The sequence below is a fragment of the Nitratireductor sp. CH_MIT9313-5 genome, assembly GCF_037029545.1.
GTDB lineage: Bacteria > Pseudomonadota > Alphaproteobacteria > Rhizobiales > Rhizobiaceae > Chelativorans.
Genome location: NZ_JAYMER010000010.1, coordinates 562,296 through 584,851, shown reverse-complemented (window position 1 = coordinate 584,851; position 22,556 = coordinate 562,296). Strand labels below are relative to the sequence as shown.

The following is a 22,556-nucleotide window of genomic DNA, read 5'->3' as shown; positions in this document are numbered from 1 at the left end:
CGCTCACGCGCCGCTCTGAATTTGAAACCAACTCAGTGGCGAACCGCAGCACTCGCTGCTGGCGCCGCCCGCCTCGTTGGTGAGGCGTATATAGGCCGCGACCCCCAAAACTGTCAACGACAAAAATCCACTTTTTTGAACTTTTTGCGACGGGGATCGGCAACCACCCGGGATACTACGTACAAGCGCAGATTTCTTTCCTTGGGTAAGGTCATAATGGAGCCGAAATCCCTCTTTAGCAAGCCCGCATCGTCTGGTCGGGAGTCTGTATGTACCGCGCAGAGCCCCTCTCTAAAGTGCTGAAAATGGCCGCGTATGTGTACTTGTTATATAAGGGAGCACACAAAGCGTGCTCTCTTGGTCCCCAGATCGCGGCATCCGGAGGTTTGACTTGATGCCGACGTCACGCCATGACTGGACAAGGAACAACTGCACTGCCGGCTCCGGCTCGTGAAATAAGAGTGAAAGATCACCTTGGCAGACCGGGACATCAGACACACCACCATAGGAAATGAACCGCCGCTGGTTTCGGATGGTCGAGGAGGTCCACCCGATCGCCGGGAAATCTCCGCGCGCTGGCTCCTAGGCACCTTTCTTACAGGCGTGACGTCTACCGTTCTCATGGGCGTTGCTCTTTCCGCTGCCCTGGATGGGCGCGAGCAGTTGGCGACACCGCCCGAGCTTGCCGCCCTTGATGATGTGCTGCGGCGTTCCGGCGAAGCCGCCAAGACCACGCGCCTTATCCCCTCGCTTGCTCTGGCAAAGCCCACCGACCGCCGGGTGATGGAAGTTTCCACCATGCTGAAGGATGGTGATCGCGAAGTGATCCGCACCCTTCCTTTCGTGCATGTGCGCATGCCGCTCGCCGCCAGCTATTCCACGAACAAGGACTACCCCCCTTTCGATCCTCTTACCGTCTTCTCGGAAGACGGAGCGACCGTCGCGGCGCAGACCGGGCTTATCTATGGGGCAAAGGTGGAAAGCGAGGTAAGCCTGCGCACCTCACCCTTCCCGCTCGATACGGATGCGTTCGACGAGAATAGCGATCTGTCCGTGGATGAAGTGGAGCAGGTGGTTCGCAATACCGGCGCCATCCTCACCGACGGCGACATCCAGGTCGCAGCACTGCATTATGTGGATCCTCAGCGCTTCGGCGACACATTCGCCACGCGCAGCCTTGCCAATTACGGCGTGAAAATCGTGCAGGAAAATGTTTCGGTAGCACCGCGCAGTGCGCCGGAAGGCCCCTCGATCGGCTTTGCGGAAGATGTCATCTTCTTCTCCGCAAGCCAATCCATTGTCGATGCTCTTTCCAATGCAGGCTACGACGGGGAAGACAGCGCGGCCATGGCTGGAGCGATCGGTAAGCTCCTGAACACCGAAGCGCTCAAAGCCGGCACCATGATCCGCCTGGGCGTGGAAGCCCGGGGCGAAACCAGCCGCGTCGTGCGGGCCAGCGTCTATGACGGCAAGCAGCACATCGCCACCATTGCGGTGGATGACCGCCAGCAATTCGTGCCGGCCGAAGCACCGGAGCTGGGTGAAGAACTGCTGGCCGCACTTGAGAACCGCCCTCCACCCAGCCTGCCACGCTCGGATCTTCCACGCACCTATGACGGCATCTACCGGGCAGCCTACTCCTATGGCTTGACCAAGCCGATGACCCAGCGCCTGATCAAGCTTCTGGCGGCTGACGTTGACTATCAGGCGCGCCTTTCGCCATCCGACCGCTTGGAGGTTTTCTTCTCCCAGCCCGACGATGAGGGCAATGCGACGGAGGCGTCCGAACTGCTCTATGTCTCCGCGACATTGGGTGGAAAGAACCGCACCTATTACCGCTTCCAGTCCGAAGACGGCACGGTCGATTATTTCGACCCCGAGGGCCGCAGCGCGCGTCCGTTCCTGCTTCGCAATCCCGTTCCGAACGGACGCTTCACTTCGGGTTTCGGTATGCGGCGTCACCCAATTCTTGGCTACGCGCGCATGCATACCGGCGTAGACTGGGCTGCCCCGCGCGGCACGCCGATCATCGCGCCTGGCGACGGCGTGGTGGAAAAGGCCGGCTGGGCCGGCGGCTATGGTCGACAGACAATCGTGCGCCACGCCAATGGCTATCGCACTTCCTACAATCACCAGAGTGCCATTGCCAAAGGTGTGGGCGTGGGCGCGACGGTGCGTCAGGGTCAGGTCATCGGCTATGTAGGCTCAACCGGCCAGTCCACCGGCAACCACCTGCACTATGAGATGATCGTGAACGGCCGGAAGGTCGACCCGACACGCGTGCGCCTGCCCGACAGCAAGAGCCTCAAGGGTGAGGAACTGGAGGCATTCCAGCGCGAGAGAGCGCGCATCGACGAGTTGCTGAAGGATTCCCTGGCGGCCCCATCAACCGTTGCCGCAAAGGCAAGCTGATCCGGTTATCGCTTCGGCGACAACACAACAAAGGCGGGCCGCAAAGCCCGCCTTTTTGTATTTCACGTGCGACTGGCGAAAGTTCTATTCGATGAACTCCACTGTCACGCCGGGCTTCACCCGCTTCGCCAGCTCATATGCGTCCCAATTGGTAAGACGCACGCAGCCATGGGACGATGTTTTCCCGATCTTCGAGGGTTCGGGCGTGCCATGAATGCCATATGTAGGTTTGGATAGCGCAATCCAGATCGTGCCAACCGGTCCATTGGGACCGGGCGGAATTGTCAGGACCTTGTCATTGTCGCCTTGCTTGAAATTGATCTTCGGATTGTAGGTATAGTTCGGATCGAACGCGATGCGCTTCACCTCATGCGTGCCGGAGGGCGACGGCGTGGCATCCGATCCGATGGTTGCGGGATAGGCAGATACAAGCTTGCCGGAACTGTCATAGGCCCGGACCTGGCGCTTGCTCTTGTCAGCCACGATACGGGCAACATCGCGGGTCACCGGCTCACCAGTATTCACAACGCGAATGACCGTGCCCGGACGATTGAAATTGGCCTTTGGGTTAAGAGCCTTGAGCAGCTTCTCGTCCATGTGGAACCGCTCGGCCAAGGCTTCCTCGACGCTGGTGAAGGCCAACTTCTCCATCTTGGCCTTCTCCCCGTAATCTTCAGGAACCGACGCCACATAGGGACCCGCCGCATCCTCTGCAGTGATCGTGTATTCGGTGAAGGCTGGTCCGCCGGTGCGTTCAAGCTCGGCCTGCACCCAATCCTTGTCGTAGGTGCGCAACGTCTGGCCGGTGATCTCCTTGTACGCGTCGATGGCCTTGTTGACATTGTCACCCATTCGCCCGTCGATCACACCCGGCGAAGCACCGGCACGGTCAAGCAGAACCTGATACCGGATAACATCTTCGCTGACCCCGGGGATGCGCGGCATCTCGCCCGGCTTGGTGGGCTCATCCATTGTGGACTGTTCGATGGCTTGGTCGATGTCACTCGGATCCGGCACGGAGGCGAGTTCGCGATCACTTTCCGAGGGTCCGTCCAGCGGTCGACGTTCTACCGGCGGCACCTCGCCAATGGCACGTTCCTGCTCCTGTTCGCGGCGGTTGCGACGGTAATAATCATCGTCCCCGTAAAGCGGCTCTTCCTGGAAACGCCGCTGCTCGCGCAGCCGTTCACGGCGCAGCCTTTCGATAATCTCGATGTCCCGATCATCATAAAGTTCGCGGCGACCCAATTCCCATTCGCGCTGCAGGCGGCGTTCATCCAGACGCGGTCGCGCGACCGCCGGCGGGCGAATTTCCACCACCCGGCCGGTCTGAGGATCAAGTACGACTTCACGACCATACTGGTCGATGAAGACGTCAAAGTGGTAACCTTGGACAAGCTGCAACGCCCCCTTCGCGGGCACTTGTCCCGACGAGCCGAGATTGGAAAGCGGGCTTGCGACCGCTTCAGGTGCGATGAGGAGGCTAGAGAGAACGGGAATGAAAGCCGCTTTCAAGATATGTCATCTCCGAGATGAAATGCCGAACTTGTCCTGCCACACGGCAGAAAGCGATGAGGCGTCAGCTTAGTAAATAAGAGATGAACCGGGCATGAAAATGGCTTGGTTCAAGGCTCGGCAGCTAAAACTCAAACCTCAATTCCAAGTTCCCGCCTCGTCTTGAGGGACAGTTTCGCCACGACCTGACGATAGCTTTCACGAATATAATCCTGCAGCGCGGCGTCGTCCATGCTCTCGGCGTCAGTGCGCTGGATCCATTTCATGCCGCGAGAAGCAAGATAGGGAGCGGGCCGCAATCCCGGCTGCTCCTGTAGTATGTCATATGCGGCGGGCGTGCATTTGAAGGTCACAGCCAGAAAGGAGCCATCGTGGCTGCTGCCAATGGCAAAGACCTTGCCCCCAACCTTCCAGACCTCCGCACCGCCCCACTGCACAACATGCGTTGCGCCTGAAAATTCGGCGCAGAAGTGATTGAAAACCTGCTTTTCCATAACCGCTCCATAAAAAAGAAAAGGCGCGGCTTTCGCCGCGCCCTTGGCCTGAACAGATCAGGCTGCCTCGCTTTCGCCCTCCGCGCCGGAACGGTTCGCTCGGAAATTCAAGCGGTCCGAACCGGCCGTCACCTTGACGGTCGAACCGTCGAAGATGTCACCGAGCAGGATCTTCTCGGCAAGCGGGTCCTGCAGCTCCTTCTGCATCACGCGCTTGAGAGGACGTGCACCATAGGCAGGGTCATAACCTTTTGAGGCAAGCCACTCGATGGCTTCGTCATCAAGCGCAAGCATGATCTTGCGATCGGCAAGCAGCGCCTCGAGACGCTGGAGCTGAATGCGCACGATTTCGCCCATGTCGCGGCGACGCAGGCGGTGGAACAGGATCACCTCATCCACGCGGTTGAGGAATTCGGGACGGAAGGATGAACGCACCACGCCCATGACCTCGTCGCGTACCTTGTCGACATCCTCGTGCTCGCCGAGATTGACGAGATGCTCCGCGCCAAGATTGGAGGTCATGATGATGAGCGTGTTACGGAAATCCACCGTACGCCCCTGCCCGTCGGTAAGGCGGCCATCATCAAGCACCTGGAGCAGCACGTTGAAGACATCAGGATGCGCCTTTTCGATCTCGTCGAACAGGATCACCTGATAGGGCCTGCGCCGCACGGTCTCGGTCAGCACCCCACCTTCCTCATAGCCCACATAGCCGGGAGGCGCACCGATGAGCCGCGCCACGGAGTGCTTCTCCATGAACTCCGACATGTCGATGCGGGCCAGTGCCTGCTCGTCATCGAAAAGGAAGTTGGCAAGCGCCTTTGTCAGCTCCGTCTTGCCCACACCCGTCGGCCCGAGGAACATGAAGGAACCGATCGGCCGGTTGGGGTCCTGAAGGCCAGCCCGCGCACGGCGAACAGCCTTGGAGACCGCCTGCACGGCCTCACCCTGTCCCACGACGCGGCGCGCAAGTTCGTCTTCCATGCGCAGTAGCTTCTCGCGTTCGCCCTCCAGCATCTTGTCGACCGGAATGCCGGTCCAGCGCGAGACGATATGCGCGACGTGATCGGGAGAAACCGTCTCTTCGACCATCGAGCCCTTTCCGTCCTGTGCCTCGGCTTCGGTCAGCTTGCGCTCAAGCTCGGGGATCCGGCCATAGGCAAGTTCGCCGGCACGCTGGAACTCTCCCTTGCGCTGGGCAATGGCCAGTTCGTTGCGTGCCTCATCAAGCTGACGCTTCAGTTCGGCCGCCAGCCCAAGCTTGTCCTTCTCCGCCGCCCAGACGCTGGTCAGACGCGCGGACTCCTCTTCAAGGCCAGCGAGCTCTTTCTCAAGCTTTTCCAGCCGGTCCTTGGAAGCTTCGTCGGTCTCGACCCGAAGCGCTTCACGCTCGATTTTCAACTGCATGACGCGGCGGTCGATCTCGTCGAGCTCTTCCGGCTTGGAATCCACCTGCATGCGCAAGCGTGATGCCGCCTCGTCCACAAGGTCGATGGCCTTGTCGGGCAGAAAACGGTCGGTGATGTAGCGGTTGGATAGCGTGGCAGCAGCAACCAGCGCGGAATCGGCGACCCGCACCTTGTGATGCTGCTCATATTTTTCTTTCAGACCGCGCAGGATGGAAACCGTGTCCTCAACCGTCGGCTCCTCAACGAAAACCGGCTGGAAGCGGCGGGCGAGTGCGGCATCCTTCTCGACATGCTTGCGATATTCATCAAGCGTGGTTGCACCCACACAGTGCAATTCACCCCGCGCCAGGGCAGGCTTGAGCAGGTTGGACGCGTCCATCGCGCCGTCGGCTTTGCCCGCACCAACCAGCGTGTGCATCTCGTCGATGAACAGGATGATATTGCCATTGGCCGCAGTGACTTCCGAAAGTACGGCCTTCAGCCGCTCCTCGAACTCGCCGCGATATTTCGCACCGGCAATCATCGCGCCCAGATCAAGCGCCATGAGCTGCTTGTCCTTCAAAGACTCCGGCACGTCGCCATTGACGATGCGAAGTGCGAGACCTTCCGCGATGGCGGTCTTGCCAACGCCGGGCTCGCCGATCAGGACCGGATTGTTCTTGGTGCGGCGCGAGAGAACCTGGATCGTGCGGCGGATCTCGTCATCACGGCCGATGACCGGATCAAGCTTGCCCGAACGCGCGTCAGCCGTCAGGTCACGAGCGAATTTCTTCAGCGCGTCATAGCCTTGCTCGGCGCTGGCGGAATCTGCCGTGCGTCCCTTGCGCAGATCGTTGATCGCCTCATTGAGGGCCTTGGGCGTGACACCGGCTTTCGCCAGAATGTCTGCCGTCTTGGCCGATTTCTCGATAGCCATGGCGGTCAGCAAACGCTCAACGGTGACAAAGCTGTCACCCGCCTTTTTTGCTGCCTCTTCCGCCGTGGCGAAAACCTTGGCAAGCGGCTGCGCCAGATAAAGCTGACTGTTGCCACCTTCCACCTTCGGCATTGCCTTCAAGGCTGCCTCGACACCAAGCTTCACGTCGCGCACGCGTCCGCCGGCGCGTTCGACAAGCGAAGCGGCAAGGCCCTCATCATCATCGATGAGCACCTTGAGCATGTGTTCAGGAGTAAATTGCTGATGCCCCTGCGACAGGGCATAGGTCTGCGCGGATTGGATGAAGCCCCGCACACGCTCCGTATACTTCTCGATATTCATCCCAAGTCTCCATTTCCTCATCGACCCGCTGGGCAGCATCGACAGGACCAATGTGACGGGCCTCCCGAAGGCAGACCCGATGATAACCGAGATATGGGAGGGCAGTCTTCAACCGACAAGATGCCGCTGAGGCAAAGCGCTTCCGAAAATACAAAACGGCGGGAAATTCCCGCCGTTTCAACGTCTTGCGATTACCGGGCGTATCAGCCCTGTATGGCTGCCACAGGCTCGGCTGCCTCGGCAGGTCCTGCTGCGCCTTCGTCGGAATCCGTAGAGCTATCCGCCTTCTTGGTGCGCGGACGGCGTGTACGCTTCGGCTTGTCCTCTGAAGCCTCGACCGCGGCCTCGCTATCGGAAGCCTCAGTTGTTTCGCCAGCATCACTGGCTTCTGCAGGCTTGCGTCGAGTGCGGCGTGCCGGCTTGGCAGGCTTGCCTTCGCCCTCACCTGTATCCTCGCCCGACTTCGAACTTTCGGAAGGCTGGTTCTTAAGGGCAACTTCAGCGGGCGTGCCATCAATAACCGGCTGAGGAGCCGAACCATGATCGACGGTCTGCTCACGGCGCTGACGCTTTTCCTGTTGCGGCTCGGCGTCATCGCTCGAACGCGCTTCGTGGTTGTCGTCGTCGACATCTTCACGCTGGTCGCGCTGGTTCTGCTGAGGCTGGAGCTGGGCCTGTGCTGCCGCAATGATGCGGTTGTAATGCTCGGCGTGCTGCAGATAGTTCTCAGCCATGACACGGTCGCCAGAGCTCTGCGCATCCCGCGCGAGTGCTGCATATTTGTCGGCAACCTGCTGCGCCGTGCCGCGAATTTTCACGTCCGGGCCATTGCTCTCATAGCTGCGTGTCAGCGGATTTGGACCCTTGCGGTTGTTGTTACCGCCGCCGCGTCCGCGCATGCGCCTGTTCTGCTGTTGTGGCCTCATTCCATTCTCTTTGTTTGAGACAACTATGAAATCGTCTTGTGAATAATTGTGTGATGATCAGCGGAAAGAGCGCTACAGCGCGGTCTGTCCTAAGCTTCCCCTGGTGGCGGAAGGCGCGGCTGCCAAGCAGCGCGAGGGCCATTCCATCCGCTTTCATGTCACTTGCCTGACAAGCCCCGCACGAAGCAAAGCGTCGAAGACGCATCCTGGCAGCATTTCCGCGGGAACCGAATCGATTACGGCACTGCCTGCTTCGTCTCATCCGGCAGGCGGAACCTAGCGGCATAACAATGACTTGCCAAGTCTTTTTTCACCGCCGTCCCTGACATTACAGTGGACGGAAAAGCATCGCCCTGTCGCGCTTGCCCAGATCGCGCGCCATGCGTTCCAACGCATAGCCCTCATTGGTAAAAATGTTCTCAACATCCGCTTTCTGTGTATGGCCGATTTCTACGGCAATGTGACCATTCTCGCTCAGAAAATCTGCGGCTTTCGCGGCAATGATCCTGTACGGATCAAGCCCGTCTGCACCACCATCAAGCGCCCTTAGCGGGTCGTGGTCGCGCACTTCCACATCCAGCCCTTTAACATCCGTAGTGGGGATATATGGCGGATTGGAGACGATCAGATCAAACCGACCTTCCACCCTGTCGAACCAGTCAGACAGGCATGTGGAGAAACGGTTGCCGTTACCATGCATGTCGGCATTCCTGGACGCCGTTTCAAGTGCTCCCGGCGAAATGTCCGTTGCGACGGCCTCTGCCTGTGGAACGTTGGCGATGAGTGCAAGGGCAACCGCGCCCGTTCCGGTGCCGAGGTCAAGAATACGGCACTGCCCCTTCTGCGCAGAAGCTTGACGCACAACCGGCAGCGCAAGCTCGACAAGCGCCTCTGTATCCGGCCTGGGCTCCAGCGTATCGGGGGACAGCGTGAAAGGCAGGCCGTAGAATTCACGCTGACCGATGATCCGATATACCGGCTTGCCCTCAATCCTGGCGGCAAGGGCGGAGACGACAGCCACGCGCTGGCTGTCATCAACTGCCTGGTCGGGGTTCGTCAGTGCATCCAGTCGCGTGGTGTCTGTGAAATGCTCGACCAGTATGCGCGCTTCGAGCGCGGGATCATCAACGCCCGCCGCTTCCAATCTCTTGCGTACAGCAACCAGCAAGGGTCCCAGCCGGTCCGGCAGGTCGTGCTCAGGCATCAATTTCGGCAAGAAGCTTCGACTGATGATCTGCAATCAGTCCGTCGATCACCTCATCCAGATCGCCTTCCATAACGCGATCAAGCTTGTAAAGCGTCAGATTGATACGGTGATCCGTTACGCGTCCCTGCGGGAAATTATAGGTCCTGATCCGCTCCGAACGGTCGCCGGTTCCAACCTGAAGACGCCGAGCTTCAGACCGCTCGTCAGCCGCCTTGCTGCGCTCCGCATCAAACAGGCGGGCGCGCAGAATCTGCATGGCACGTGCGCGGTTTTGATGCTGTGATTTCTCCGCCTGAACCACCACGATACCCGTCGGGATATGCGTGATGCGCACGGCAGAATCGGTGGTGTTGACGTGCTGGCCGCCAGCACCGGATGCGCGCATCGTGTCGATGCGGATGTCCTCCGGCCGGATATCGATGTCGATATCCTCTGCTTCCGGCAGAACCGCGACCGTTGCAGCCGAAGTGTGGATACGCCCCTGCGCTTCCGTGGCCGGCACGCGCTGCACCCGGTGCACCCCGGATTCGAACTTCATCCGCGAGAACACGCCGCGCCCTGCCACGGTGGCAATAATCTCCTTGAAGCCTCCAGCCTCGCCTTCGCTGGCGGAGACCACTTCGACCTTCCAGCCCTGTTCGGAAGCGTAGCGCTCATACATGCGGAAAAGGTCACCGGCGAAAAGTGCAGCTTCGTCACCGCCGGTGCCGGCACGAATTTCAAGAATGACATTCTTGTCGTCCGCCGCATCCTTGGGCAGAAGCAACACCTGAAGATCGGCCTGCAGCTTCTCCAGACGCTCCTCGACCTCTTCAAGATCAGCTTCCGCGAGCGCCCGCATTTCCGCATCGGTGGATTTGTCCGCCAGCATCGCCTGCAGATCTTCCATCTCACCTTCTGCCTTGCGCAATGCGCGGATGGCGTCGGCCACTTCCTGCAGCTCCGAATATTCGGATGCCAGTTTCACATATTCATCGGCAGCCGGCCCGGCCGCCATCTGCGATTCGAGCATCTCGAAACGCTTGAGAACCTGGTCCATGCGGTCGCGGGGCAGTTCGGGCATTACTACAATCACTCAAAGAGGAATTTCGTGCGTGGCAGCGAACTGCCGAAGCGTCTGGCGGATATTGGTCTTTGCCGAATGATTGGCAAGTGCCTCATCCATGACTGCTTCAAGCTTGTCCAGCGGCAATTCTGTGAGCATCGCCTTGACCGGGCCGATCGATGCGGGAGCCATGGAAATGGCGCGGAAGCCAATGCCGAGCAATGCCATTGCCGAAACCGGTCGTCCCGCAAGTTCGCCGCACAAGGTCACCGGCGTACCGGCCGCATCCCCCGCTCGTACGATCTGGCGCAATATGCGCAGGAATGGCACGCTGAGCGGGTCGAAGCGGTCGGCGATGCGGGTGTTTCCGCGATCCGTTGCCGTGACGAACTGGAAGAGATCGTTCGAGCCGACCGAGACGAAATCTACCGCCTCCATGAGTTCGTCAAGTTGCCACAGAAGTGCGGGCACCTCGATCATGGCGCCGATCTTGAGCTCGGTGGGCAACAGATGCGCAAAGCGCGAAAGATGCCGAACTTCTCGGTCAATGATAGCACGCGCCTGCTGTATTTCGGCGACCTCCGTCACCATCGGCAGCATGAGGCGCAATTCGCGGCCACCAGCGGCCTTGAGCAAGGCGCGGATCTGTGTGCGCAAGAGCCCAGGGCGATCCAGCGTCAGGCGTATGGCCCGCCAGCCGAGTGCCGGGTTTTCCTCCTGCTGCGGCCCCTTGAAGTAAGGCAGCACCTTGTCGCCGCCGATGTCGATGGTGCGGAATGTGACGGGCTTACCGTCAGCTGCTTCCAGCACTTCGCGATAAAGCCGCTCCTGTGCCTCTGCACGCGGAAATGTGGAGGCCACCATGAATTGCAGTTCCGTGCGGAACAGACCAATCCCTTCGGCACCGGACTGCGCCAGCTGCGGCAAATCAACCGCCAGCCCGGCATTCATGAAAAGCGCAACATCCTGGCCATCCTTCGTGCGCGAAGGCTTGTCACGCAGTTCGCGGTAGATCTTCTGGCGCCGCGCACGGAAACGCACCTTCTCCGTATAGGCTGCCTCGATGTCCGATTGCGGGCGCAGATGCACCTGCCCGTCTTCGCCATCCACAATGGCCGCGTCGCCATTCTCGGCCATGGAGACGGCACCCTTGACCTCACCCACCGTCGGCAGGCCGATGGCGCGGGCGACAATGACGATATGGCTGGTCGGCGCACCGTCTTCGAGCACAAGCCCGCGCAGCTTCTGACGCGGATAATCCAGCAGCTCCGCCGCACCCATATTGCGCGCGACGAGGATTGCATCCTTGGGGAGTGCTTCGGCAAGCGCATCTGGACCGCGCCCCAGAAGCTGGCGAAGAAGCCTGTTCGCCAGATCGTCAAGATCACTCATGCGCTCGCGCAAATAGGGGTCGGTCATATGCATCATGCGCGCGCGCATGTCCGACTGCACCTTCTCGACCGCAGCCTCGGCCGTAAGGCCGTTGCGCACCGCCTCTTCCAGCCGCCGCACCCAGCCACGATCATTGGCGAACATGCGATAGGCTTCCAGCACCGCGCGATGCTCGCCCTCAAAGGCGACTTCGCGGCGGGACAACATGTCATCAATGGAAAGTCGAAGCGAGCTGAGCGCAACTTCCAGCCGCTCCAGCTCCTCCTCGCTGTCTTCATTGAAGAGATTGGTGACCACGATGCGCGGTTCGTGAAGAACAACATGTCCAAGCCCCACGCCATCGTTGAAGGCAAGGCCCGAAAGCGTGACCGCACGGCGCAGATCAAGCTCGATGCCAGCGCGGTTCAAGCGCGCCAGATCCCCGGTCGCGATCATCTCCGCGATGACCATGGCGACCGTTTCCAGCGCCTCTTCCTCATCCTCACGATAATGCCGTTTGGTGCGGTTCTGGACGACCAGAACTCCAAGCGTACGCCCTGCCCGCAGCACCGGCACACCAAGGAAGGAGTGGTAGATCTCTTCACCCGTCTCCGGGAGATAGGCGAAGGCTGGATGCTTCTGCGCATCCGAAAGATTGAGCGCGCGCGCACTGGCCGCGATCGTTCCCACAAGTCCCTGCCCCAGGCGAAGCTGCGCCAGGTGAACAGCCGAAGGGTTCAGACCTTCGGTCGCGTAAAGCTCAAGGACAGAGTCGGAGCGAAGGATGTAGAGCGAGCAGACTTCGGCGACCATGTTCTGCGCAATTTCGCGCACGATCCGGTCGAGCCGCTCCTGCGGCTCGAGTGCCTCTGCCATCATTTCGCGGAGGCGCTTGAGGAGTACGCGCGGTCCGCCGGCCATTTCTCGCATCGGCCCTCAACTCCACGGCCGTCCGGGTGCAGCAGTCGCTGCAGCCGAAAGCGGTGTTCTTATCCGAATTGTTCCTATTATTGCTTATCGAGACCGTAGACGGAATGCAAAGTCCGAACGGCCAATTCGGCGTAAGCACCGTCGATTAGTATGGATATCTTAATTTCGGACGTGGTGATTGCCCTGATGTTGATGCCTTTTTCGGCAAGTGCCTTGAAAGCAGTCGCCGCGACGCCGGCATGGCTGCGCATGCCGATGCCGATGACCGAAACCTTCACCAGGCCGGCTTCCGACTGCACGGCATCAAAGCCGATTAACTCGCGCGCCTTGTCGAGCACGACGAGCGCCTTGTCGAGGTCGCCGGAAGGCACGGTGAAGGTCATGTCAGTGCGCGAGCCATCTTCGGAGATGTTCTGCACGATCATGTCGACATTGATGTTCTGATCGGCCAGGGGACCGAAAATACCTGCGGACACGCCCGGGCGATCATAAACACGCCGCAGCGAGATCTGTGCTTCATCCTTGGCATAGGCGATGCCGGTGACAACTTGCTGTTCCACGATTTCTTCCTCGTCGCAAATGAGCGTTCCGGGCGGATTGTCGAAATCGCCCATGCCCGGTGCATCCGGATCCTCAAATGAAGAGCGCACGAAAGTGCGCACCTTGTGCACCATGGCAAGTTCCACCGAACGCACCTGAAGCACCTTGGCGCCGAGCGACGCCATCTCGAGCATTTCCTCGAATGAGATCTTGGACAACCGCCGCGCCTTCGGCTCGATGCGCGGGTCAGTCGTGTAGACGCCGTCCACATCCGTATAGATGTCGCAGCGGTCCGCTTTCAACGCGGCTGCCACCGCAACCGCACTGGTATCCGACCCGCCGCGCCCAAGGGTAGCGATGCGATTGTCGGGCGCAATGCCTTGGAAACCGGTGACCACCGCGACCTGACCTTCACCGAAGCGGCGGACAAGGTCAGAACCGTCAATATCCGTGATACGCGCCGCACCATGGGCGCTGTCCGTCTTGATCGGGATCTGCCAACCCTGCCAGGAGCGTGCATTGATGCCGATGCTCTGCAGCGCGAGCGCTAGCAGGCCAGCACTCACCTGCTCGCCGGAAGCAACAATGGCATCATACTCACGCGCATCATGCAGCGGCGCGACTTCACGCGCCCAGCCGACAAGCTCGTTGGTCTTTCCCGCCATCGCCGAAACGACAACCGCCACCTCATGGCCTGCATCTACCTCGCGTTTGACGTGACGCGCCACATTACGGATGCGGTCTATATCGGCGACGGATGTACCGCCGAACTTCATCACGATGCGCGCCATGAGAGATGCTGTACCTTCTTGTCCAGGAAACCCACGTAGCCCTGAGGCTTGAAGGCAGAAGTGGTGCAACCGCTTCAGCCGCGGTTTCATTATCGAAAAGGCATAATATCTGCAAGCAAGCTTCCGCGCGCCAGCGGTACGCTCGCATTAGCTGGTCCGCCATGCTTGACTTTCACCTCAGCCGGACCGACTTGATGCAGGATGCCAAATGGAGATTTCAGGACCGATGGCCGAAGCAACACAGTCGACCGTGGACGCAGCCGAAGTCGAGCGCTTTTCGGCTATGGCGCAGGAATGGTGGAACCCGAACGGCAAGTTCAAGCCGCTGCACAAGTTTAACCCCGTTCGCCTGGCATTCATCCGCGATCAGGTGGCAGCCCATTTCGGCCGTGACCCGCGCGGCACCAAGCCTTTCGAAGGCCTGCGCATCCTCGATATTGGTTGCGGCGGCGGACTTCTGTGCGAGCCAATGGCACGGCTGGGTGCAGAGGTGGTTGGCGCAGATGCCTCTGAAACGAATGTCGAGGTGGCCCGCTTGCATGCTGCGGAAAGCGGCCTCGACATCGATTACCGCGCCACCATGGCCGAGGTACTTGCCGAACAGGGCGAGAAATTCGATGTAATCCTCAATATGGAGGTCGTCGAGCATGTCGCGGATGTCGACCTGTTCATCGACAAGTGCTCACAGATGCTGAAGCCCGGCGGCATCATGTTTGTGGCCACCATCAACCGCACCTTGAAAGCGCTGGGGCTGGCCATCGTGGGTGCGGAATATGTCCTTCGCTGGCTCCCGCGCGGCACGCATCAGTTCAACAAGCTGGTTCGGCCGGAAGAGCTCGAAAGCGCATTGGCACGCACTGGCCTGACGATCAAGGAACGGACCGGCGTCAGCTACAATCCGCTCTCGGACCGTTGGCAGCGCTCGAAGGACATGGATGTGAACTACATGCTGCTCGCGGAAAAGCCCGCCGAGGTCTGAAGCGTGAGGGGCACCTTGCGCCCCTCGTTTCACTCAGTTCTGATCGTCGGGGAAGACCGGAAGTGGCATGATCTCCACGCCGTCTTCGGCCAGTTCCTTTACTTCTTCAAGATTGGCTTCGCCATAGATGCCGCGCTTCTCGGTCTCGCCGAAATGAATCTTGCGCGCTTCTTCCGCGAATTTCTCGCCTACATATTCAGCGTTGTCGCGGACCTTTTTCGACAGCTCCTTGAGTTGCTCCAACGCCTGCTTCTGCTGCTCGCCGATTGCCAGCGCGATCTTTTCCTTTTTGCGGCCGGTAGAGACCGAAGGTGCCATCAGCGCCTTGTTGACCTCGCTCGAGCCGCAGGACGGACATGAAACCAGCCCGCTCTCCTTCTGGCGGTCGAAATCCTCGCCATTGCGGAACCAGGCCTCGAAGGAATGCCCGCCGTCACAAGCCAGACTGAAGCGGATCATTCCACCGCCTCCCGCACGCGGACCTCGCGCAGCTCGAAATCACGGGCATTCTTCAGATTGGGTACTTTTTTTCGTGTGGAGGCGACAAGCGAAGGCTCGATCTCTGCCATGACGACACCCGGCTCGTCGCCATCGGCTTCGGCCAGCACGCGGCCCCATGGATCGACGATGATCGAATGTCCGTAGGTTTCGCGTCCGTCCTCGTGGCGTCCGCCCTGTGTTGCAGCGATGAGGAATGCACCGTTCTCGATAGCCCGCGCGCGCGTCAGAACCTGCCAGTGGGCCTCGCCGGTCTGCCGTGTGAATGCGGCAGGCACAGTCAGAACTTCAGCCCCACTAAGGGCTTGCGCGCGGAACAGGTCGGGGAAGCGCAGGTCGTAGCAAACCGCCATGCCAATACGCGCGTAGCTCAAATCGGCAACAATACTCACGTCACCCGGACGATAGGTTGCCGACTCGCGCCAGCTCTCGCCATTGTCTAGATCGACATCAAACATGTGGATCTTGTCATAGGTCGCAACGAGCCCTCCATCCCTGCCAAACAGGAAGCCGCGATTGGCAACCTTCCCGTCATCCAGAAGAATGGCGGTGGAACCGACATGCACCGCGATACCCAGTTCACGCGCAAGCGCAGCCGCTTTGCTCACCACCGGGCAGTCATCCTGAACGGTAATACGCTCCAGTAACTCGTCCCGATCGCGGACAAGGACCCCTGTCATCTCCGGGCTTTGAACGTAGACGGCACCTGCGCCAGCCGCTTCGCGCACCAGCGCCTCGAAGCTTTCTACATTGGCTTCCACGCTCTTGCCCGAGCGCATCTGGAGTGCGGCAACCCTCACCTTGCTCATTAGTCCGCGCTGCCTTTCAGTACCGGATCAAGCTTGTTCGCCTGCTCCAACGCAAACAGCTCATCACAGCCACCCACATGCGTTTCACCGATGAAAATCTGCGGGAAAGTGTTGCCGCCATTGGAACGCTGGATCATTTCCTGCCGAAGCTCCGGCGAGAAGCTTGCATCATGCTCGGTATATTCCACGCCCTTGCTTTCCAGCAGGCGCTTTGCGCGGGCGCAATATCCGCAGCCCATCCGCGTGTAGATCGTCACATCAGCCATTTGGCGCTCCTTCATTGTTGCGCCTTATATAAGTTCGTGGTCTTCGGAGGCAAAGTCTTCCGGCAGAACGCGTGCAAAAGTCAGGACGTGCACCCCACCCGCTCCACCGCGCCTGAGAGCCTTGGCCGCAGCAAATACGGTTGCTCCGGTGGTGTAAACATCGTCCACCAGAACCACCGAGCGGCGCGCGAGAAAAGCCTTGGCCTCATCCGGCACAAGGAAAGCACCTTGAACATTCTTCAAACGCTGTGCCGCCTTTAGCCCCACCTGTTGCCGCGTCATGCGCTTGCGGATGAGCATCTGCGGCGCGAACTCCAGTCCTGCCCTCTTTGCCAGTGCCCGACCAAGTTCGGCGGACTGGTTGAACCGCCGCTTCATGAAGCGGCTGCGATGTAACGGAATTGGGACGACGAGCGGGTCATTAACGAACTGGTCTTCACCAACCCGGTGCATCCAACGGGCCATCCAGGGCGCCAGATCTGTTCGATCCCCGAATTTCAGTCCGCGCACAAGATGTTGAGCAATACTGGTGTAGGAAACGGCGGACCGGGCACTGTCAAACGGCGGAGGATTGGCAATGGCTTCGGCTGACAGATGCTCGTCATGCATCTCATGTTCGAAAGGCGTCCCATAGACCGGACACCAGGGCCGTTCGAAGAAACGCAGGCTCTTCCAGCAAGTGGCACAGAGCGTTCCCGGTGCAGCAACCAGGTTCCGGCAGCCAAGGCAGACCGGGGGGAAGAACAACCGGCCCACGACATCCAGTGCTGCTCTGGCGCGCGTCACCCGTTCCACCCATATGAGATTCTTGCGCCCACCTTTGCACCGTCCCCCTATTTGTGCGATGTCCGCGCCACCCGAAGGAGCACACTAATGCAGACACTCTTCGACAGGAAGCTCGGCATTCAGCGCAAGCTGCGCGCATTGCAGCAAGGCGACCCGTCCGCGCATTTTCTCATGAAGCGCGTGGCGGAAGATCTGGCCGAGCGGCTGGACACGGTAGAACGCCGCTTCCCTGCCGCCGCCAGCATCTTCTCGATAACAAGTGATGCTGCAGATACCATCGAAAGCAGCGGCAAGGCGGACAAGGTTCTGCGCGTAGAGGCCTCCTCAGGGGCAGACGAAGGTGCGCTGATCGCCGAAAACGAGGTGTTGCCGCTTGAAACCGAGAGTTTGGATCTCGCGGTATCGCTTCTGGCGTTTCACGAGGTAAACGACCTGCCCGGTCTTCTTTTTCAGATTAGGCATGCCCTGCGCCCCGACGGCCTCTTCCTGGGCGCATTCGCCGGCGCCGGTACGCTTCAGGAACTGCGAAGCGCGCTTCTTGAGGCGGAAACGGAACTGACCGGCGGCGCAGCACCGCGCGTCTATCCCTTCACCGATGTGCGTGATGCTGGTGCACTGCTCCAGCGCGCGGGATTCACGCTACCCGTGACGGATGTCGAGAATCTCGTTGTGCGCTATGATGACATGTTCGCACTCATCCGCGATCTTCGCAGCATGGGTGCGACCAGCGCTCTAGAGGAACGCAGCCGCACACCGGCAAGCCGCAGCCTTTTCATGCGCGCCGCGGAAATCTATGCAGAAAAATTCTCCGATGCCGACGGGCGAATCCGCGCCAGTTTCAACATCATCTGGCTGTCGGGCTGGGCGCCACATGAATCCCAGCAAAAGCCCCTGGCACCCGGTAGTGCCAAGGTCTCGCTGAAATCAGTACTTGAAGAAAAATAGGCGCAAGCCTAGCGATTATTGGCTTCGCTCATTTTCGTTGCGGTGTCTGTGTAACTGTCGCCGACCACACGCCCAAGCTCGGTTGCGCTGGCGACAATGGCCAGAACCAGAAGCCCCGCGATCAATGCATATTCGATCGCGGTGGAGCCGGATTCGTGCCTGAGGAAACGCTTGAACATGACAACCTCGATAGCAGATACGCGCATCAGTCTAGTCGAGCACCGTTAAGAAAACTTAACGGCCCGACCTCAGCAAATTCCGGAACGCGAGCCGTCGGCCCGGATGATGCAAAGCTCGCTGGGATGCGTCTGCAGAACACTGCGCCGGATCGTATAAGTGCCGGGCCTCTGCTTTGCCACTGTGCCTGTCGACATAAGATCGACCCCGGCAAGTGCGTATGAACGGCTCTTGCGCTCTACAATCGGTGTAAGGATCAGAGCCAGAGCTATACCCGCCGACCCGAATAGAAGTGCTGCCCGCAGCGCGCCGCTTCGCGCCGTGCGCTTCCAGCTGTCATCCTCGTTGCGCGACCACTCGGCATAAATGCTCATGAACCACCACCGGCTTCAGCCGGCCCCTCGCCAGAACGTCCCTTGTTCGTTCAAATTCGCACGAGCGGTTAAAGGAACGATTAACGCTGACTTCAAAGAAGATCGGTGAGGAAGGGAATCAATGGCTCGTCGGCTGGCGGCATGGGGTAATCGCGCAGCTTGTTCGGGCGCACCCATTTCAGCGCCTGCCCCTCGCGCCCCTCCGGTATGCCCCAGAAGCGACGGCACACATAAAGCGGCATGAGAAGGTGGAAGCTGTCATAGGAAAAGCTGGCAAATGTCAGCGGCGCGAGGCAGGAAGTCTTCGTCTCGATACCAAGCTCTTCCTTAAGCTCGCGGATAAGTGCCTCCTCGGGCACTTCACCGGGATCAACCTTGCCGCCGGGAAATTCCCACAGCCCGGCGAGCGATTTGCCTTCCGGACGCTGGGTGATGAGTACCCGCCCATCCGCATCCACAAGCGCACAGGCCACCACCAGCACCATGGGCTTTTCCGGCTTCGGCGTCGTCTCGGCCATCTCAGTTCTCCGGTGGCTGGCGATAGTGATAGCGATAGGCTTCGGTAAAACCGAGCCGCTCGTAAAGCTTCAACGCGGGCAGATTGTCCAGCTCCACCTGCAGCCATGCAACGGATGCCCCGCGCAGCCGTGCCCATTTCAGCGCGGAGAGGATCGTGCGCTGCCCATAACCCTTGCCACGCTCGCCAGATGCCGTTGCAACTTCGAACAGCCCCGCAAGCGCTCCGTCCTGCACGCAGATCGCGGTTGCCAGGGACCGTGGCCCCTCCTCCAACACGAAGAACCCGGCCTCTGCCTTTATGGCGCTAACCACATCCGTGAAGCCCGGCCTCAGCTCCTGCCCGTAGTCATGGACCTTCAGTGCAGCGGAAACGAACCGATGGAGATCCTTGAGCGGTATCTGGCTCATCGCATCAGCGACAATATCGTCGGTGAGCGGCATCTGCATCACCACGGAGTGGCCACCTTTTTGCCAGCCATGCTCGTCCAGATAATCCGTAATGGCACTGGCTGCGAGTGGCGAGACGCGAAAGGTCGGTGTTCGCCCATAGGCCTCGAACAGCCGCCGCGCCCGCTCCACCCTGTCCGAAACATGCTTGGCATCGCCCGGGTCGAGCGGATTGACGGAATTGAGGCGTCTCGCGGGATGGCTGGCCGTCATGCGGATAGCCCAGGTTCCGTCAAACCGGACCTTGTTCGCAGGCCAGGCACGGAAACCCGCCGCTTCGAAGCGGCGGATCATCGCCAGTGTCTCAGGAGCATGCCGTGACACGAGTGCGGTCAGCTCCTGTAATCGCCATTGATGGCGACATATTCCTTGGTCAGATCGCAAGTCCAAACCGTCGCCTTGCCGCGCCCGATACCGAGATCGGCGCGGATGACGACCTCGTCCTGCTTCATATAGGCCGAGGTCTCCTCTTCGGAGTAATCGGGATCACGCTCGCCATTATGCGCCACGCGTATCTCTCCGAACCAGATGGAGAGGAGATCGCGGTCGGCGGGTTCGCCAGCCTTGCCCACGGCCATCACGACACGGCCCCAATTGGCATCCTCACCGGCCACGGCTGTCTTGACCAATGGCGAATTCGCGATCGCCAGCGCCACACGCTTGGCAGAGCGAGACGATTTCGCACCAGTCACCGTCACCTCGACCTGTTTGCGCGCACCTTCACCATCGCGCACGATCTGGAGAGCGAGTTCCTTGAGCATCTTGTTGAGTGCGCGCCGGAAAGGCACCAGCACCGGGTCCTTCACATCTTCAACGCGCGGCGCACCTTTGTCAGCCGCCTTGCCGGTGGCGAAGAGCATCAGGCTGTCGCTGGTGGAGGTGTCGCTGTCCACCGTGACCGAATTGAACGAGCCTGCCGTCGCCTTTGACAGCAGGTCTTGCAGGACATGCGACGCGATGGGCGCATCGGTTGCCACGAAGGAGAGCATTGTTGCCATGTCCGGCGCGATCATCCCCGCGCCCTTGGCAATTCCGTTCAGGATCACCTCGCCTTCCCCAAAGCGCACGTGTGCCGTCAGCATTTTCGGGAAAGTGTCGGTCGTCATGATGGCGCGCGCAGCGTCATCCCATCCCGTGGACGCAGCATTCTTCGCCATGGAGTCTAGCAAGTGAGTAAACCGGCTGGCGTCAAGCGGCTCACCGATCACACCGGTCGAGGCGAGGAATATCTCGCCCATATCTGCCCCGACCGCTTTCGCAGCAGCCTTTGCCGTGGCCTCAGTCGCCTGACGGCCTTTGGAACCGGTAAAGGCGTTGGCATTGCCGGAGTTCACCACGAGAGCCCGCGCCTTGCCGCCTGCAAGATTTTGCCGGCAGAACTCGACCGGTGCGGAAGGGCACTTCGAGCGCGTGAAGACGCCTGCAGCCGCCGTGCCCGCATCAAAAACCATCATGAGAAGGTCCTTGCGGCCCTTGTATTTGATTCCCGCCTCTGCGGTAGCGATACGCACACCATCGACTGCCGGCATTTCCGGATAGGATTTGGGCGCGAGCGGAGAGATTGCGTCAGACATGAGCTGATCCAGAAGGCTTTTGAAACTGGCGTTTCGTGTGCCTGATTGCGCGCCTGCACGCAAGTTCAAAGCAAGGCGGAACAGTGGCCGCGGCAAGATCCGCTACAGGTGCAGACAAAAGAAAACCGCCGGTCCAGGCCGGCGGTTTCAACTTTCGGAAGGTAAAGTTCCTATTCGGCCTTCTCGCCTTCAGCTTCCGGCTCGGCCTGCCCAAGCTGCTGACGCAGAAGCGTATCGACCTGCCCCTTGAGTGCCTCGTCCTCGATCTCGACATTGGCGTCGCCGCGCAGCTTGGCAAGCTGTTCGACATAAAGATCGCGGAAGACAACCGAACGGAACTGGTTCTGCACCTGCTCGAATGCCGGCGGCTGTTGGTTGCGCTTGTCTTCCACCTTGATCACGTGGAAGCCGAACTGGGTCTTGATCGGCTCTTTCGAATAGCTGCCGGCCTCAAGACCGAATGCAGCTTCCTCGAACTCCGGAACCATGCGGCCCTTGGTGAAGTAGCCGAGGTCACCGCCTTCGGCAGCGGCGCCATCCTTCGACTTCTCCTTGGCGATTTCCGCAAAGTCGCCGCCGTCATCAAGCTGCTTGATGATTTCCTTTGCCTCTTCCTCGGTTTCGACCAGGATGTGGCGTGCACGAACCTCTTCGACGGGCTTCATCTCGGAGATCTGCTTGTCGTAGCGTGCACGAACGGCCTCATCAGTGATTTCATTCATCACTGTGTTTTCGATATAGGCACTGTGAAGCGCACGCTGGCGCAGGAATTCCATTCGGCTCTTGAATTCCTCATCCTCGTCCAGACCCTGCTCTTCTGCCGCATTGGCGAAGACGCGCACGTCGATGATGGCTGAAAGCGCTGCAGCGCGGCGCTGATCTTCGGGAAGCTGGGCGAACTGCTGGCCGAGCTCCTGCTGCGCCATCGCAATATCGGCTTCGGTGATCTCTTCGCCATTCAGCGTCGCCACCACCTTGTCGTCCTGCGCAACGGCCGAACCTGCGAAAAGGCTAGCGGCCAGCGCCACAACGGCTGCGCGCGTGACAAGGCTGCGGTGGGTGGAAAGAAACATGAACTACTCCCGGAAAGTGTGACTGGTGGCCTGTTCGTATTGGCTCTGAACAGTCTGAAACCATGCATATATGGCGGAAGTTTGCGGGCCGCCAAGCCCCTTGCGCGACGTTGACATCGCGGAATGCCCCTCTTATCTCTCCAACAACTTTGCGTCCAGAAGACAATTCCGGGTCAACCCTATTCGTAGGCCTTGCTGTTCGGGCGTATTT

21 protein-coding genes are annotated in these 22,556 nt (G+C 59.9%); 3 read left to right on the top strand and 18 right to left on the bottom strand.

What is annotated here, in order from left to right; all coding sequences use genetic code 11:
* The first annotated feature begins 474 nt into the window (after window positions 1–474).
* Window positions 475–2,412, top strand: coding sequence for a M23 family metallopeptidase (locus WA367_RS04095; RefSeq protein ID WP_442935527.1), 1,938 nt, complete (start codon window positions 475–477; stop codon window positions 2,410–2,412).
* A gap of 84 nt (window positions 2,413–2,496) precedes the next feature.
* On the opposite strand, the gene WA367_RS04090 is transcribed toward WA367_RS04095, so the two are convergent.
* From WA367_RS04090 to WA367_RS04055, 8 genes are all read right to left on the bottom strand, one after another.
* The gene (locus WA367_RS04090; protein ID WP_336055494.1) at window positions 2,497–3,927 is read right to left on the bottom strand and encodes a L,D-transpeptidase; all 1,431 of its coding nucleotides are present in this window, start codon (window positions 3,925–3,927) and stop codon (window positions 2,497–2,499) included.
* Window positions 3,928–4,058: 131 nt separating this feature from the next.
* Window positions 4,059–4,421, bottom strand: a complete 363-nt coding sequence (locus tag WA367_RS04085) for an MmcQ/YjbR family DNA-binding protein (protein ID WP_336055493.1) — start codon at window positions 4,419–4,421, stop codon at window positions 4,059–4,061.
* 57 nt (window positions 4,422–4,478) lie between these two features.
* Window positions 4,479–7,088 carry an ATP-dependent chaperone ClpB gene (clpB, locus tag WA367_RS04080; protein WP_336055492.1) on the bottom strand — a complete coding sequence of 870 codons (2,610 nt, stop codon included), beginning with the start codon at window positions 7,086–7,088 and terminating at the stop codon, window positions 4,479–4,481.
* A gap of 203 nt (window positions 7,089–7,291) precedes the next feature.
* Window positions 7,292–8,014 carry a DUF4167 domain-containing protein gene (locus WA367_RS04075; protein ID WP_336055491.1) on the bottom strand — a complete coding sequence of 241 codons (723 nt, stop codon included), beginning with the start codon at window positions 8,012–8,014 and terminating at the stop codon, window positions 7,292–7,294.
* Window positions 8,015–8,342: 328 nt separating this feature from the next.
* The gene (gene prmC / locus WA367_RS04070; RefSeq protein ID WP_336055490.1) at window positions 8,343–9,218 is read right to left on the bottom strand and encodes a peptide chain release factor N(5)-glutamine methyltransferase; all 876 of its coding nucleotides are present in this window, start codon (window positions 9,216–9,218) and stop codon (window positions 8,343–8,345) included.
* Window positions 9,211–10,284: a peptide chain release factor 1 gene (gene prfA, locus WA367_RS04065; protein WP_336055489.1), complete on the bottom strand. Its 1,074-nt coding sequence runs from the start codon at window positions 10,282–10,284 to the stop codon at window positions 9,211–9,213. Before prfA ends, prmC begins: the two co-directional genes overlap by 8 nt.
* A 12-nt stretch (window positions 10,285–10,296) precedes the next feature.
* Window positions 10,297–12,567 carry a phosphoenolpyruvate--protein phosphotransferase gene (ptsP, locus tag WA367_RS04060; protein WP_336055488.1) on the bottom strand — a complete coding sequence of 757 codons (2,271 nt, stop codon included), beginning with the start codon at window positions 12,565–12,567 and terminating at the stop codon, window positions 10,297–10,299.
* 77 nt (window positions 12,568–12,644) lie between these two features.
* Entirely contained in the window at window positions 12,645–13,898 is a 1,254-nt protein-coding gene (locus tag WA367_RS04055; protein WP_336055487.1) for an aspartate kinase, read from the bottom strand.
* Window positions 13,899–14,124: 226 nt separating this feature from the next.
* On the opposite strand from WA367_RS04055, the gene ubiG reads away from it, so the two are divergent.
* Window positions 14,125–14,877 carry a bifunctional 2-polyprenyl-6-hydroxyphenol methylase/3-demethylubiquinol 3-O-methyltransferase UbiG gene (gene ubiG, locus WA367_RS04050; RefSeq protein WP_336055530.1) on the top strand — a complete coding sequence of 251 codons (753 nt, stop codon included), beginning with the start codon at window positions 14,125–14,127 and terminating at the stop codon, window positions 14,875–14,877.
* A 33-nt stretch (window positions 14,878–14,910) separates the two neighbouring features.
* Here ubiG and WA367_RS04045 read toward each other — a convergent pair whose 3' ends face one another.
* From WA367_RS04045 to WA367_RS04030, 4 genes are read right to left on the bottom strand one after another with little or no spacing between them, the layout of a single operon-like run.
* A complete protein-coding gene (locus tag WA367_RS04045) occupies window positions 14,911–15,336 on the bottom strand; it encodes a DUF1178 family protein (RefSeq protein ID WP_336055486.1) in 426 nt (141 codons plus the stop codon).
* Window positions 15,333–16,184 (bottom strand): carbon-nitrogen hydrolase family protein, encoded by an 852-nt coding sequence (locus WA367_RS04040; RefSeq protein ID WP_336055485.1) that lies wholly within the window; start codon window positions 16,182–16,184, stop codon window positions 15,333–15,335. The genes WA367_RS04045 and WA367_RS04040 overlap by 4 nt, the downstream gene beginning before the upstream one ends.
* Window positions 16,184–16,450, bottom strand: coding sequence for a glutaredoxin 3 (gene grxC, locus WA367_RS04035; RefSeq protein ID WP_336055484.1), 267 nt, complete (start codon window positions 16,448–16,450; stop codon window positions 16,184–16,186). The genes WA367_RS04040 and grxC overlap by 1 nt, the downstream gene beginning before the upstream one ends.
* Window positions 16,451–16,474: 24 nt before the next feature.
* Window positions 16,475–17,236 carry a ComF family protein gene (locus WA367_RS04030; RefSeq protein WP_336055483.1) on the bottom strand — a complete coding sequence of 254 codons (762 nt, stop codon included), beginning with the start codon at window positions 17,234–17,236 and terminating at the stop codon, window positions 16,475–16,477.
* Window positions 17,237–17,323: 87 nt separating this feature from the next.
* Between WA367_RS04030 and WA367_RS04025 the strand changes: the two genes are divergently transcribed.
* A complete protein-coding gene (locus tag WA367_RS04025; RefSeq protein ID WP_336055482.1) occupies window positions 17,324–18,181 on the top strand; it encodes a methyltransferase domain-containing protein in 858 nt (285 codons plus the stop codon).
* 8 nt (window positions 18,182–18,189) lie between these two features.
* Here WA367_RS04025 and WA367_RS04020 read toward each other — a convergent pair whose 3' ends face one another.
* The 6 genes from WA367_RS04020 to WA367_RS03995 all read right to left on the bottom strand — a co-directional run bounded on the left by WA367_RS04020 (window position 18,190) and on the right by WA367_RS03995 (window position 22,345).
* A complete protein-coding gene (locus WA367_RS04020) occupies window positions 18,190–18,387 on the bottom strand; it encodes a Flp family type IVb pilin (protein ID WP_336055481.1) in 198 nt (65 codons plus the stop codon).
* Between the two features lie 42 nt (window positions 18,388–18,429).
* On the bottom strand, window positions 18,430–18,732 hold the full coding sequence (locus tag WA367_RS04015) for a hypothetical protein (protein WP_336055480.1): 303 nt from the start codon (window positions 18,730–18,732) through the stop codon (window positions 18,430–18,432).
* 92 nt (window positions 18,733–18,824) lie between these two features.
* Window positions 18,825–19,250 carry a (deoxy)nucleoside triphosphate pyrophosphohydrolase gene (locus WA367_RS04010; RefSeq protein ID WP_336055479.1) on the bottom strand — a complete coding sequence of 142 codons (426 nt, stop codon included), beginning with the start codon at window positions 19,248–19,250 and terminating at the stop codon, window positions 18,825–18,827.
* Window position 19,251: 1 nt separating this feature from the next.
* Complete coding sequence (locus tag WA367_RS04005; protein ID WP_442935526.1) at window positions 19,252–20,022, bottom strand: GNAT family N-acetyltransferase; 771 nt, start codon at window positions 20,020–20,022, stop codon at window positions 19,252–19,254.
* Between the two features lie 8 nt (window positions 20,023–20,030).
* On the bottom strand, window positions 20,031–21,272 hold the full coding sequence (gene argJ, locus WA367_RS04000) for a bifunctional glutamate N-acetyltransferase/amino-acid acetyltransferase ArgJ (RefSeq protein ID WP_336055478.1): 1,242 nt from the start codon (window positions 21,270–21,272) through the stop codon (window positions 20,031–20,033).
* A gap of 170 nt (window positions 21,273–21,442) precedes the next feature.
* A complete protein-coding gene (locus tag WA367_RS03995; RefSeq protein ID WP_336055477.1) occupies window positions 21,443–22,345 on the bottom strand; it encodes a peptidylprolyl isomerase in 903 nt (300 codons plus the stop codon).
* Between the last annotated feature and the right edge of the window lie 211 nt (window positions 22,346–22,556).